The sequence below is a fragment of the Solicola gregarius genome (assembly GCF_025790165.1).
GTDB classification, from domain to species: Bacteria; Actinomycetota; Actinomycetes; order Propionibacteriales; family Nocardioidaceae; genus Solicola; species Solicola gregarius.
Genome location: NZ_CP094970.1, coordinates 4406717 through 4420253 on the forward strand (window position 1 = coordinate 4406717; position 13537 = coordinate 4420253).

Below are 13537 nucleotides of genomic sequence, written 5' to 3' on the forward strand. Positions count from 1 at the left end.
AATGCGCGTCTACCTCGACTCGAGCGCACTGTTGAAGCGCGTGGTCGCAGAGCAGGAGACGACGGCGCTGCAGCGTACCGTCGGTGCACATCGCAGCGACGGGGACTCGCTGCTTGCGTCGTCGCTCGCTTGGATCGAGGTCTCACGTGCGATACGCAAGGCACTTCCCGCGGCGCCGGCCGCTCGGTTGACGGACGCTGCTCTTTCAGGCGTACTCGAGCGACCGATGACCGCGGACGTTGTCGCCCTGGCAAGACGACTCGATCCGCCGTTGCTGCGGAGCCTCGACGCTATTCACCTCGCGTCCTCAATGCTGCTGGACGCGGACGTGATGGTCACGTACGACGATCGCCTCGCGACGGCGTGCGAGACGCACGGGATCGCCACCGCGGCGCCATCAGACTCGTAGCCTGCGCACCACACCACGGAGCCCGGACGCGACCAGGTCGTCGCGGCCCGTGTCGAGCCCGTACGTCACCTCGTGCCACGGCCCGAGTAGATGCCAGTCGTGTGCCCGCCGGCGTACATCGTCTGCAACCACGTACGCCTCGGCGACACCGGCGGCGAACGCCGAGCCGGCACCGTTCAGTGCCCAGGCGAGATCGATCGCCGGGTCGCCGACGTGCGCATCCGCCCAGTCGATGACACCCGACACCGCATCGTCCGTACGAAGGACGTGCTGAGGTCCGAGATCGCCGTGCACGATGGTCGTACGCGGCGCGTCGCGGACGCGCGACAGCAGGTCGTCCGCCGCCGGATGTAGATCGGCGGGAAGCCGGGGCCGCACCTCCGCGGCGAACCGCGTCAGCAGGGCGTGCAGCTCCCGCCCGGAGGCCGCGGCGTCCCGTACGCCGGTGCCGTCCGCGGCCGTGACGGGCGCATCGTGCAGCGCGCGCAGGAACGCGCCGAGCCGCGCTCCTTCCTCGGCCGTTGAATCCGCGGTCACGGGCTCGCCGGTGACGATGCGATGGCGTACGCACAGCGGTTCGTCGACGAGGACCCCCGGCACCGGGACCTGCAGCGGCAACAGCGCCTCCAGCCGAGGCATCAGCCGGGTCTCGGCTAGCAGCCACTCGCGCACCTCCTCACGACGAGGGAAGCGGTCGACCCACCGCCCCTCGACCAGGTCGACCCGGCAGTCCCAGCCGTCGTCGACGGCGACCCGTTCGGCGAGACGCCCGGCGAGCCACGGACCGATCATCGCGCGCGAGTCGGGTACGAAGGACCACTCGGGATCACGTAGCCGCTCGGACAGCTCCTCCAGCGTCATCCAGGTGCCCCACGCCACCTCCTCGGGTTGCCACCGGATCGGCCCGTCGTAGGTGACCTCGTACTGGAACGACACGTAGCGCGTCTGCTCGTCGCCGTACTCCGCGACTCCGATGCGCCGCAGGGAGGCACCCGTCACGCCGAGCTCCTCGGCAGCCTCGCGCCGGGCCGAGTCGTCGGGCGTCTCGTCGGCCAGGATCACCCCGCCCGCGGCGAAGTCGTACAGGCCGGGGTAGACGTCCTTGGTGTCGGTACGACGGTGCACGTACACCCGCCCCAGCCGGTCGCGTACGACCACGCCGGTAGCACCGTGGCGGAGGTTCTCGCGGCGTACGCGCGAGCGGGGTGCCGTACCTGCCGGCCGGTGCTGGTCGTCGTACAGCTGCGCTACCTCGTCCATGGTCCCCAACCGTAGGAGACCGCGTGCGCACGTATGGTGGCGACATGAGCGGTGAGGGCGCAGCGAACGGAGTCGAAACCGCGAGGCACGAGTGGTGTCGGCGAAGCGAGCAAGCAACGAGCGCGAAGGACTGCAGATGACCGTGCGTCGAGTGATGGGCACCGAGGTCGAGTACGGCATCTCCGTGCAAGGCCAGCCGACTGCGAACCCGATGCTGGCGTCGACCCAGATCGTCAACGCGTACGCGAGCGCGAGCCACCTCGCCCGGCGGGCGCGCTGGGACTTCGAGGAGGAGAACCCGCTGCGCGACGCGCGTGGGTTCGACGTCGGGCGGGACCGGGCCGACCCGTCCCAGCTGACCGACGAGGAGCTCGGCCTCGCGAACGTGATCCTCACCAACGGGGCGCGGCTGTACGTCGACCACGCGCACCCGGAGTACTCCACGCCCGAGTGCACGAACCCGCTCGACGTCGTCAAGTGGGACAAGGCCGGCGAGCAGGTGATGCACCGCGCCGCCGAGCTGGTCGGGCAGATCCCGGGCGCCTCGCCGATCCTGCTGTACAAGAACAACGTCGACAACAAAGGCGCCTCGTACGGCGCGCACGAGAACTACCTGATGCGCCGCGACGTACCGTTCGGGCAGATCGTCGAGAACCTCACGCCGCTGTTCGTCTCCCGCCAGGTCGTGTGCGGTGCGGGACGGGTGGGTCGCCAGCAGGACGGCAGCGAGCACGGCTTCCAGATCAGCCAGCGCGCCGACTACTTCGAGGTACGTGTCGGCCTCGAGACGACCCTCAAGCGGCCCATCATCAACACCCGAGACGAGCCCCACGCCGATCCGGGCAAGTACCGCCGCCTGCACGTCATCATCGGCGACGCCAACCTGTCGGAGATCTCGACCTACCTCAAGGTCGGCATGACCTCGCTGGTGATGCAGATGATCGAGGCGGGCTTCGTACGCTCGCCGGCGCTCGCCGACCCCGTACGCGACCTGCACGCGATCTCGCACGATCCGTCGCTGCAGCACAAGGTCGAGCTCGACGACGGTCGCCGGATGACGGCGGTCGAGCTGCAGTGGGAGTACTTCCAGCAGGCGAGCGCGTTCGTCTCGGCGGGCGAGACCGAAGCGGACGCGCAGACCGTCGACGTCCTTCGGCGCTGGGAGTCGGTGCTCGACCGGCTGGACCGCGATCCGATGGAGTGCCGCGACGAGCTCGACTGGGTCGCGAAGCTCTCACTGCTCGAGTCGTACCGCGAGCGCGACGGCCTCGGATGGGAGCATCCGAAGCTGCATCTCGTCGACCTGCAGTACTCCGATATCCGCCCGGACAAGGGCCTTTACCACCGGCTGGTACGCAACGGGCACATGCAGCGCATCCTCGATGACGATGCGATCGGCACCGCTGTCGAGGAGCCGCCGACCGACACCCGGGCGTACTTCCGCGGGCGCTGCCTGCAGAAGTACCCGAAGGACGTCGCCGCGGCGTCGTGGGACTCCGTCATCTTCGACCTACCCGGGCGCGACTCCCTGCAGCGGATCCCCACGATGGAGCCACTGCGCGGCACGCGCGAGCACGTCGGACGCCTGCTGGACGAGTCGGACACCGCGATCGAGCTGTTCGAGGCGCTCACCGCCCGCTGAACGCGCCGTCGGTACTAAACCGTCGCGCCCCCGCAACCGCTTGTCGGCGATGCGGGCTAGTGTTCATCACATCGGCTCCACGTGGGCCGATCGATGACCCGCAGGCAAGGGAGTTTCGACGTGGCGCGAGACGGTGGACAGCAGCACAAGCAGCCGCGCAAGAGCAGCGAGGCCGAGGAAGAGCCGTCGGTCGAGCCGAGCGACGACGTTGCTGAGCGCAAGGAGAAGCTCGACGACGACGTCGACTCGATCCTCGACGAGATCGATGACGTCCTCGAGGAGAACGCCGAGGAGTTCGTGCGCAGCTTCGTGCAGAAGGGTGGGCAGTGATGCTGCCGACGAGCTTCATGGCGCCGGGCATCTCGTCGTTCAGCGAGTTCCTCTCCGTTGAGGCTCCCCACCTGCTCCCCGGCGCACGCACGGCGACCGGCAACGGCCTCGACGGCCAGGTGCCACACGGCACGACGATCGTCGCGCTCACGTTCCCGGGCGGCGTCATCATGGGCGGCGACCGCCGGGCGACGATGGGCAGCATGATCGCCCAGCGCGACGTCGACAAGGTGTTCGCCGCCGACGAGTACTCCGCGATCGGGTTCGCCGGATCCGCCGGTTTCGGTGTCGAGCTCGTCCGCCTCTTCCAGGTCGAGCTCGAGCACTACGAGAAGATCGAGGGCGCCATCCTCTCCACCGATGGCAAGGCGAACCGCCTCTCCACCCTGGTCCGAGGCCATCTGGCGATGGCGATGCAGGGGCTGGCGGTCGTACCGCTGTTCGCGGGCTACGACGCCCCGACCGACTCGGGACGCATCTTCTCGTACGACCCGACGGGCGGGCGCCATGAGGAGAGCGAGTTCGCGGCGATCGGCTCCGGTTCGGTGTTCGCCCGCGGCTCGATCAAGAAGCTCTACCGCGACGACATGAGCGAGCAGGACGGCGTCACTGCGATCATGCAGGCGCTGTACGACGCGGCCGACGACGACTCCGCCACCGGCGGTCCCGACCTCACGCGTCGGATCTTCCCGGTCGTCGCGGTGGTGACGGCCGACGGCTTCCGGCGCTGGAGCGACGACGACACCGCAGCAATCGCCGACCAGGTGATCGGCGGTCGGATGCAGCGGCCCGACGGTCCCACGGCACCCGTCGTCTGAGCGTACGCACCCCACGAGCACCCGAACGAGAGGACAACCGTGACCGCCGGTTTCTACGTCTCGCCCGAGCAGTTGATGAAGGACCGGGCCGACTACGCCCGCAAAGGCATCTCCCGCGGGCGCAGCGTCGTGGTCGTCCAGTACGCCGACGGCATCCTGTTCTGCGCCGAGAACCCCTCCCAGGCGCTGCACAAGGTCAGCGAGATCTACGACCGCATCGGCTTCGCGGCGGTCGGGCGCTACAACGAGTTCGAGAACCTCCGCATCGCGGGCGTCCGGCTGATGGACATGCGTGGCTACTCCTACGACCGCAGCGACGTGACGGCGCGCGGGCTCGCGAACGCGTACGCGCAGACGCTGGGGACGATCTTCTCCTCGGGCGCCGAGAAGCCGTACGAGGTCGAGCTGTTCGTCGCCGAGGTGGGCGACACCGCCGACGGTGACCAGGTCTACCGGCTGACGTACGACGGCTCGGTCGCCGACGTGCAGGCGCACGCGGTCATGGGCGGTCAGCTCGAGCAGGTCGCCAGCTACCTCGAGGAGCACTACGCCGCCGGTCTCGAGCAGGCCGCGGCCATCCGGCTCGCCGCCGACGCACTCGGCCACGACTCGTCGGAGACCCGCACGGTCGAGGCGACCCAGCTCGAGGTCGCCGTGCTCGACCGCACCCGGCCGCAGCCGCGCAAGTTCAAGCGGCTCACCCACGCGACGGTCGCCGCCGCGCTCGCAGACTCCTGACGTACGACACCGCATGCGAGACGCGTTCGACCTCGACCTGTCGGTCGTCCACCTGAACCACGGCTCGTTCGGCGCCGTCCCGCGTGCGGTCGCTGTGGCACAGCGGCGAGTACGCGAGCGCGCCGAGGCCAATCCGATGCGCTTCCACCGCGTCGAACTGCCCGGTCTGAAGGAGCAGGCGCGAGGCGTCGCGGCTGAGTTCCTCGGCGTCGGCGCCGACGATGTTGCGCTGGTCCGCAACGTGACGCAGGCCGCGGCGACCGTGCTCGCGGCACTGGCCGACGACGGTCGGCTGACCGCCGGCGACGCGATGGTACTCGCCGACCACACGTACGAGTCCGTACGCAACCTCGCCCGGCGAACGTGCCGACGCACCGGTGCCGCGTACGAGTCGGTCGAGTGCGCGGCGGATGCCGACCCGGACGCGATCGTCGCCGCATACCGGCGCGGCCTCGAACGCGCCCACTCGCGCGGGCTGCGGCCCAGCGTGGTCCTGGTCGACCACATCGTGTCGCCGACCGGGGCGGTGATGCCGGTGAGCCGGATCTGTGCGTTGGCCCGCGAGTTCGGCGCGCTCAGCTTCGTCGATGCGGCACACGCCCCGGGCCAGGTCGCCGCACGACCGGCCGAGTCCGGCGCCGACCTCTGGGCCAGCACCTGGCACAAGTGGGGATTCGCGCCACGCGGCACGTCCGCCCTCTGGGCGTCGCCGGCCGTGCGCGAACGGCTCCTCCCGCTCGCCTCCGGAGCACCGGGTGACACGGCTTTCCCGCTGACGTTCGATCGCACCGGCACCGACGACTACACGGGCTGGTGCTGCCTCGCGGATGCCGTTGCGTTCTGGCACGACGCGGGCGGTCCCGACATCGCGCATCGCTCGCGCACGCTGCTCGACACCGGAGCCGCCGTCGTACGCGACGCGCTCGGTGCCGACGACCAGCCGATACCGCCCGACCCGGCGCCGTGCATGCGTCTCGTACCCCTGCCGGCGGGCACCGCGGCGACCGCCGCGGACGCGGCTCGGCTGTATGAGCGGCTCAGCGAGCGCGGGTTCGAGGTGCAGGTCGTCGCGCACGCCGGCCGCGGCTACGTCCGGCTGTCCGCCTCGCTGTACAACGCGCCCGACGACTACGAACGGCTCGCGAAGGCAATGCCCGACGCCCTGCCCTGATTGCATAACGGACGTGTCTACGTACGACACAGATCATCGGCGCACCGCTAGGGTGGAGATGTGGACCGACGAATCTTCGGGTTGGAGAACGAGTACGGGGTCACGTGCACGTTTCGTGGGCAGCGCAGGCTGTCGCCCGACGAGGTGGCGCGGTACCTCTTCCGCCGCGTGGTGTCCTGGGGTCGCAGCAGCAACGTCTTCCTTCGCAACGGCGCCCGGCTCTACCTCGATGTCGGGAGCCACCCGGAGTACGCGACGCCGGAGTGCGACGACGTCGCCGAGCTGATCACGCACGACAAGGCCGGCGAGCGCATCCTCGAGGGGCTACTGATCGACGCGCAGGAGCGACTGCGTGACGACGGCATCATCGGCGACATCTACCTGTTCAAGAACAACACCGACTCCGCCGGCAACTCCTACGGCTGCCACGAGAACTACCTCGTCGGCCGGCAGGGCGAGTTCAACCGGATGGCCGACGTGCTCATCCCGTTCCTGGTCAGCCGGCAGATCATCTGCGGCGCCGGCAAGGTCCAGCAGACCCCGCGGGGTGCGATCTTCTCGGTCAGCCAGCGCGCGGAGCACATCTGGGAGGGCGTCTCCAGCGCGACGACACGGTCGCGGCCCATCATCAACACCCGTGACGAGCCGCACGCCGACGCCGAACGCTTCCGCCGGCTGCACGTGATCGTCGGCGACTCGAACATGAGCGAGACCACCGCGATGCTCAAGGTCGCGACGACCGACCTGGTGCTGCGGATGATCGAGGCCGGCGTGGTCATGCGCGACATGACGCTCGACAACCCGATCCGCGCGATCCGCGAGATCGCACACGATATGACCGGCCGCCGCCGGGTGTCGCTGATGAACGGCCGCGAGCTCTCCGCACTGGAGATCCAGACCGAGTACCTCAACAAGGCCCGCGACTTCGTCGACCGCTACGAGCTGCGAACGCCCACCATCGACCGGGTGCTCGACCTCTGGGAGCGCACCATCAAGGCGGTCGAGTCGACCGACCTGACGCTCGTCGAGCGCGAGATCGACTGGGTGATCAAGTACACCCTGCTCGAGCGGTACCGCGCGTCGCACGGCCTCACCTGGGGCCACCCGCGCATCGCCCAGCTCGACCTGTCGTACCACGACATCCACCGAGACCGCGGGCTGTACTACATGCTCGAGCGCAAGGGCGCGGTCGCCCGGGCGACCCAGGATCTGCGCGTGTTCGAGGCGAAGTCGAGACCGCCGCAGACCACGCGCGCACGACTGCGTGGCGAGTTCATCCGCCGCGCGCAGGAACGCCGCCGCGACTTCACCGTCGACTGGGTGCACCTGAAGCTCAACGACCAGGCCCAGCGCACGGTGCTGTGCAAAGACCCGTTCCGGTCGCAGGACGAGCGCGTACGCAAGCTCATCGACGGAATGTGAAGGAGCGACCTGCGCGAGCCGACGGCACGTCGCCGGGCCACACCGCTAGTCTTTCCGACGCACCCGACGAATTGGAGCCCCATGCGCCGCCTCTGCTTCCTGCTGTCCGTCTGCCTCCTCGTACTGACCGCGTGCGGTGACGACGACGGTGGCTCGGATGGGTCGGGCACGAGCAACTCGGATGAGGTCACCCTCGAAGGTGATTCCGGCAGCGCAACCGTCGAGGGCGCGTACGGCGACGAGCCGAAGGTTACCGTCGACGGCACGTTCGAGGTCTCGGAGACGAGCGTCGAGGTGATGACCGAGGGTGACGGCGCGACCGTGAAGGACACCGACACCGTGAAGGTCGACTACCACGGTGTCGGCGGTACGACGGGCAAGGTGTTCGACAGCTCGTTCCAGAGGGGAGAGCCGATCGAGTTTCCGCTCAATCAGGTCGTACCCGGCTTCTCGAAGGGCATTGCCGGTCAGAAGGTCGGCAGCCGGGTCGCGATCTCGGTAGCACCGGAGGACGGCTACCCCGACGGCACGCCCGATGGAGCGATCAAGGCGGGCGAGTCGCTCGTCTTCGTGGTCGACATCATCGACGTCGTCAAGTAGCCCTGCGCCGGCGCCGTATCCGGCCGGTCGCCTGCTCATGGCTTTCTCAGGACCGGCGGGTAACCTGGCGCCGGTTGACTTTCAGACATCCCCTCACGAATGGTTAGGTTCCTGTGCGTTCGCTGCCCGTACGCCTGCTGGCGCTGATCCTGGCACCGTTACTCGTTCTCACCGCGTGCGGTGGCGACGACGATGACAGCGGGGGCTCCAGCTCGTCCGACGACATCGAGGTGACCGGCGACTTCGGCAAGGCGCCCGAGGTCGACATCCCGGACAAGTACTCCGTCGACGAGTCCGACACCCGCGTGATCAGCGAGGGCGACGGCGCCGAGGTGAAGGCGGGCGACGACGTGCTCGTCCAGCTGGCGGCGTACAACGGCACGACCGGGGCCGACATCTTCAGCATGTTCTCCGGCCAGACGGCCCAGCCGCAGACGATGAAGGTCGACGACAAGGCGAGCCTGATCCCGGGCCTGGCCGACCGCATCGAGGGGCAGACGGTCGGCAGCCGGCTGCTGGTCTCGATCACTCCCGAGGACGGTTTCGGCGAGCAGGGCAACTCGCAGGCGGGTATCGGCCCCGACGACACCGTTGTCGCGCTGGTCGACCTGCTCCCGACCGAAGAGGCACCGAAGGCGACCGGCACGATCGACGATGTCAAGGTCACCGGCTCGTACGGCAGCAAGCCGACGATCGACTTCAAGACGCCGCTGTTCGTCGACAAGACGCAGTCCAAGGTGATCAGCAAGGGCGACGGCGACACCGTCAAGGCCGGCGACACGGTGAAGGTCGACTACCTCGGCGTCAACGGGCGTACCGGCAAGGAGTTCGACACATCGTGGAAGAAGGGCAAGTCCACACCCGTCGACTTCCCCCTCACCGAGGGCCAGCTGATCCCCGGCTTCATCCAGGGCCTCGTCGGGCAGAAGCTCGGCAGCCGCGTAGCGATCGCGATCCCGCGCGACGACGCGTACGGCGCGGGCGGCAACGCACAGGCAGGCATCGAAGGCACCGACACACTGGTGTTCGTGGTCGACCTGCAGAAGCCGCCGGAGCAGCCGAAGGCCACCGGCACCATCAACGACGTCAAGGTCACCGGCAAGGCCGGCGCAAAGCCGAAGGTCACCTTCAAGAAGCCGTTCTACGTCGCGAAGACGGAGTCGAAGGTGCTCAGCCAGGGCAGCGGTACGCCGCTGAAGGCCGGCGACACGGTCAAGGTCAACTACGTCGGCATCAACGGGCGTAGCGGCAAGGAGTTCGACGGCAACTACGGCGGTGACCCGGCGGAGTTCACACTCACGGCGGACAAGCTGATCCCGGGCTTCATCAAGGGCCTCATCGGTCAGAAGCCCGGCAGCCGGGTGCTGATCACGATCCCGCGCGATGACGGCTACGGCCCCAACGGCAACACGCAGGCGGGCATCGAAGGCACCGACACGCTCGTGTTCGTCCTCGACATCGCGAAGAAGTAGGTACGCCCTGCCGGGCGGCCCGTGGTCTCAGCAGACCGCGAGCCGCCCCGCCGCGGCTGCCGAGAGGAACGCCGCGGCATCATCGTCGAGGCCGCGGCCCATCGTCGACAGTCGTACGGGCGACTCGCGTAGCGCGTCGAGCATCCCGTCACACGGCACGTCGACGAGCGTGTGCCGCCCGGCGAGTACGCCCGCCTGCTCGCGTACCCGCTCACCGAACTCGCCGCCCAGCTCCGGCACGGGGATCTCAGCGGGTGCGAGCGCTACCCGGCCGTACGCGGTGAGGCTGTGGTGCGAGACGCCGTAATGCCGCTCGCGACGATCGCCCTCCGAGACCCGCAGCGATCCGATCGGCCGGCCGCCGAGCGTCGCCGTCGCGTTGACGGCCTCGCCGGCGACGACGCCGGAGAACCCCCATCGCGTTCCGGTGCCGAGGTTTCCCGGCCCCTGCGCGACGACCACCAGGTCTGCCCCGACGACATGCCGCGCCGCGAGCAGACCCGAGTGCAGCGTGACCGCCTCGCGGTCGCCGCCGTACGCCTGCCCGACGGTGATGGTCGCCGCCAACCAGCCCGCCTCGCGGAGGCCGTGGACGGTTCGCGAGAACGCGACCGGCAGCGCGCCGCCGTCGGTCATGACGTACGCGATGCGCGGGTCATCCCGTACGGCACGAGCGCCGGCCAGGATGGCCGGTACCGCCGAGTGCAGGTCTGCGACGACGACCGGCATACCGTCGATGCTGTCGGCGTCGCGCAACGCCTCGTGGTCGGGGGAGTCCTGTTCGTCGACGCCGAGCACGGTGGTCTGTGCCGGCGTGTAGCGCGCCTTGACCAGATGCCCCGGCTGGGGCGGCGGATCCGCCGGCAGCCGATCCGGCACGGCGGTCACGAGCGCGTACCCACCGGTGCCGAGACCCTGCAGCAGTGCCGTGGCGTTCAGAATCACCCGGTCGCCGGGCTCGGGAGTGCCGACCGTGTCGGTGTACGCAAGGGCGCGTACCTCCTGGCCATCCATCTGCACCAGCAACTCGCGGGCGCCCGGCCATTCGGCCCGCACCTCGGCTGCCACGCCCTCACGTACCCGGATCATGGCTCGAAGCGTAGGCGGATCGGCGCCGTGACGAGGAGGCGGTGTGAAGCGGGCGCTGCTGGACGTCAACGTTCTCCTCGCTCTACTTGACAGCGACCACGTCGAACACCACCGCGCGCGGTCCTGGCTCACCGCCGAAGTCGACGCCGGATGGGCGTCCTGTGCGATCACGCAGAACGGTTTCGTCCGGATCGTCAGCCATCCGCGATATCCGAAGCCCATCTCACCGCGCGAGGCTCTCGACCGACTCGCGGCCGCGGCCGCGACGGACCACCACGCCTTCTGGACGTGCTCGACCAGCATTCTCGACCCGGCTGCAGTCGACCGGACCCGGCTGCACGGCCCTCGACAGGTGACCGACGCCTACCTTCTTGCCGTCGCCACGGCGAATGGTGGGCGCTTCGTCACCTTCGACAGAGCGATTCCAGCCGGCGCCGTTCCCAACGCAGCCGACGACGCCCTCGTCGTGCTCTGAGGTGGGGGAAGCCGCTTCTGCTCCTGCACCGAGTGCGCGAACGACAGTGCGGCGACGTGTAACGTCGGACCCGCAGGATTCGGCGCGACGATGGGGAGGAACGGCCACGGTGGCAACCACCACACGCAAGAGCGAGCGGTTGATGAACCTCGTGATCGCGTTGCTCGTATCGCGGGGGTTCCTGCCGAAGGATCGCATCCGCGACGCCGTGACCGGCTACCACGGTCAGAGCGCCGAGGCGTTCGACCGGATGTTCGAGCGCGACAAGGACGAGCTCCGCGATATCGGCATCGAGATCGAGGTCGGCTCGAACGAGCGGCTGTTCGAGGACGAGATCGGCTACCGGATCCGGCGCGACGAGTTCGAGCTGCCCGAGATAACCCTCGAGGCGCACGAGGCGGCCGTCGTCGGTCTCGCGGCGCGGGTCTGGCAGCACGCCCGGCTGGCGACCGAGGCCTCGTCGGCCGTCGTCAAGCTCAAGGCCGCGGGCGTACCCGTCGACTCCGACCTGCTCAGCCTGGTCGAGCCGCAGCTCGCCGCGTCCGAGCCCGCGTTCGAACCGTTGTGGGACGCGCTGCTGAGTCGTACGCCCGTCGAGTTCACCTACGGACGCATCGGCCAGCAGAGCACCTGGCGCGAGGTAGAGCCGTGGGGCGTGGTCTCGTGGCACGGCCGCTGGTATCTCGCGGGCTTCGACCGCGGACGCGAGGGTCCGCGGCTGTTCAGGCTGTCGCGGATCATCGGCGACGTCGCGGTCGCCGGCGCACCGGGGGAGTACGACGTACCCGACGACGCCGACGTGCGGGCGATGGCCGGCGCGCTGTTCCCCGCGCCTGCTGACAACGTGGCGCGCGTCCGTGCCCGCGAGGGCACTGCCCTCGGCATGCGCCGCCGCGCCCTGGACACCGACGTCGCCGCAGACGGGTGGTCGCTGCTGACGGTGCCGTACGCCAGCCTCAACTCGCTGGCCGAGGAGGTCGCGTCGTACGGTCCCGACGTCGTCGCCGTCGAACCCGCGGAGCTCGTCTCGCTCGTCGTCGACCGGCTTCGCGGGGTCGAGAAGACCCATGCCGGGGGTGCTGCCCGATGAGCGGGGCCAGAGACCAGGTCACGCGCATGCTCGCACTGGTGCCCTACCTCCGCAGCCACGAGGGCATACCCGTCGAGCAGGTGGCGTCCGACTTCGGGGTCTCGACCTCGCAGATCGTCAACGACCTGAACGTGCTGTGGTTCTGCGGTCTTCCCGACGCCGTGACGGGCGAGATGATCGACGTCGACATGGAGGCGCTGGAGTCCGACGGCGTGGTCTACATCGACAACGCGGAGTTCCTGCCGCGGCCGCTGCGGCTCACCAAGTACGAGGCGCTCTCCCTGATCGTCGCGCTCCGTACGCTGCGTGCGTCGGCGGGTGAGCACGAGCGCGAGGCGATCGAGTCCGCGCTCGCCAAGCTCGAGTCGGCCGCGGGCGACGGCGCCGCGGCGGCCAACACCGTCGAGGTGCATGTCGAAGACGTCGCGGACGACGTCAAGGACACGGTCGCCGAGGCCCTCGCCGGGGGACGCCGGCTGCATCTCGCGTACCTCGTACCGTCCCGCGACGAGCAGACCGAGCGCGACGTCGACCCACTGCGGATGGTGACCGGGGAGGGGCGCCCGTACCTCGAGGCGTGGTGCTACCGAGCCGACGACGTCCGGCTCTTCCGCCTCGACCGGATCACCGACGTCACGGTGCTCGACGAGCCGGTCGCGGAGCACGACATCGCCGTACGCGACCTGTCCGCCGGGCTCTTCCAGCCCGATCCCGACTCTCCACGCGCGGTGATCGACCTGCATCCCGCATCGCACTGGATCGCCGAGTACTACCCGAACGACTCCATCGAGCAGCGCCCCGACGGCGTGCTCCGCGTCGCGATGCGGGTCGGCGACCTCGCGTGGCTGCGGCGGCTGCTGCTGCGGCAGGGCGGCGCGGCGACCGTCGTCGAGCCGGAGTCACTCGCGGCCGACGTCGGGACGCAGGCGCGCGAGGCGCTCGCCTCGTACTGAGATGGCTCCCGGTCAGCCTGCATTCATCGTCTGGACAACTCGGCGCGTATGCTGGACGGTGGCAGCAG

14 protein-coding genes are annotated in these 13537 nt (G+C 69.3%); 12 read left to right on the forward strand and 2 right to left on the reverse strand.

Going from position 1 to position 13537, the window contains the following annotated elements; translation table 11 throughout:
• Window position 1 precedes the first annotated feature (1 nt).
• Window positions 2–409, forward strand: coding sequence for a type II toxin-antitoxin system VapC family toxin (locus L0C25_RS21445; protein WP_271633809.1), 408 nt, complete (start codon window positions 2–4; stop codon window positions 407–409).
• Here the strand turns inward: L0C25_RS21445 and L0C25_RS21450 are convergent.
• Window positions 398–1669, reverse strand: coding sequence for a phosphotransferase (locus L0C25_RS21450; protein ID WP_271633810.1), 1272 nt, complete (start codon window positions 1667–1669; stop codon window positions 398–400). The two genes, L0C25_RS21445 and L0C25_RS21450, sit on opposite strands and share 12 nt — an antisense overlap.
• A 136-nt stretch (window positions 1670–1805) precedes the next feature.
• Here L0C25_RS21450 and dop point away from each other — a divergent pair, with 136 nt between their 5' ends.
• The 8 genes from dop to L0C25_RS21490 all read left to right on the forward strand — a co-directional run bounded on the left by dop (window position 1806) and on the right by L0C25_RS21490 (window position 9862).
• On the forward strand, window positions 1806–3311 hold the full coding sequence (gene dop, locus L0C25_RS21455) for a depupylase/deamidase Dop (protein ID WP_271633811.1): 1506 nt from the start codon (window positions 1806–1808) through the stop codon (window positions 3309–3311).
• Window positions 3312–3431: 120 nt separating this feature from the next.
• Window positions 3432–3641: a ubiquitin-like protein Pup gene (locus L0C25_RS21460; RefSeq protein WP_271633812.1), complete on the forward strand. Its 210-nt coding sequence runs from the start codon at window positions 3432–3434 to the stop codon at window positions 3639–3641.
• Window positions 3641–4459, forward strand: coding sequence for a proteasome subunit beta (prcB, locus tag L0C25_RS21465; protein ID WP_271633813.1), 819 nt, complete (start codon window positions 3641–3643; stop codon window positions 4457–4459). The genes L0C25_RS21460 and prcB overlap by 1 nt, the downstream gene beginning before the upstream one ends.
• 39 nt (window positions 4460–4498) lie before the next feature.
• Window positions 4499–5197: a proteasome subunit alpha gene (gene prcA, locus L0C25_RS21470; RefSeq protein ID WP_271633814.1), complete on the forward strand. Its 699-nt coding sequence runs from the start codon at window positions 4499–4501 to the stop codon at window positions 5195–5197.
• 13 nt (window positions 5198–5210) lie between these two features.
• On the forward strand, window positions 5211–6368 hold the full coding sequence (locus L0C25_RS21475; protein WP_271633815.1) for an aminotransferase class V-fold PLP-dependent enzyme: 1158 nt from the start codon (window positions 5211–5213) through the stop codon (window positions 6366–6368).
• A gap of 60 nt (window positions 6369–6428) precedes the next feature.
• The gene (pafA, locus tag L0C25_RS21480; protein WP_271633816.1) at window positions 6429–7790 is read left to right on the forward strand and encodes a Pup--protein ligase; all 1362 of its coding nucleotides are present in this window, start codon (window positions 6429–6431) and stop codon (window positions 7788–7790) included.
• Window positions 7791–7871: 81 nt separating this feature from the next.
• A complete protein-coding gene (locus L0C25_RS21485; protein WP_271633817.1) occupies window positions 7872–8390 on the forward strand; it encodes an FKBP-type peptidyl-prolyl cis-trans isomerase in 519 nt (172 codons plus the stop codon).
• Window positions 8391–8503: 113 nt separating this feature from the next.
• Complete coding sequence (locus L0C25_RS21490; protein WP_271633818.1) at window positions 8504–9862, forward strand: FKBP-type peptidyl-prolyl cis-trans isomerase; 1359 nt, start codon at window positions 8504–8506, stop codon at window positions 9860–9862.
• A gap of 27 nt (window positions 9863–9889) precedes the next feature.
• Here L0C25_RS21490 and L0C25_RS21495 read toward each other — a convergent pair whose 3' ends face one another.
• Entirely contained in the window at window positions 9890–10951 is a 1062-nt protein-coding gene (locus L0C25_RS21495; RefSeq protein WP_271633819.1) for a DUF3866 family protein, read from the reverse strand.
• 43 nt (window positions 10952–10994) lie between these two features.
• On the opposite strand from L0C25_RS21495, the gene L0C25_RS21500 reads away from it, so the two are divergent.
• The 3 genes from L0C25_RS21500 to L0C25_RS21510 all read left to right on the forward strand — a co-directional run bounded on the left by L0C25_RS21500 (window position 10995) and on the right by L0C25_RS21510 (window position 13469).
• A complete protein-coding gene (locus tag L0C25_RS21500) occupies window positions 10995–11426 on the forward strand; it encodes a TA system VapC family ribonuclease toxin (protein WP_271633820.1) in 432 nt (143 codons plus the stop codon).
• A gap of 109 nt (window positions 11427–11535) precedes the next feature.
• Entirely contained in the window at window positions 11536–12516 is a 981-nt protein-coding gene (locus L0C25_RS21505; RefSeq protein ID WP_271633821.1) for a helix-turn-helix transcriptional regulator, read from the forward strand.
• Complete coding sequence (locus tag L0C25_RS21510; protein WP_271633822.1) at window positions 12513–13469, forward strand: helix-turn-helix transcriptional regulator; 957 nt, start codon at window positions 12513–12515, stop codon at window positions 13467–13469. Before L0C25_RS21505 ends, L0C25_RS21510 begins: the two co-directional genes overlap by 4 nt.
• Window positions 13470–13537 lie beyond the last annotated feature (68 nt).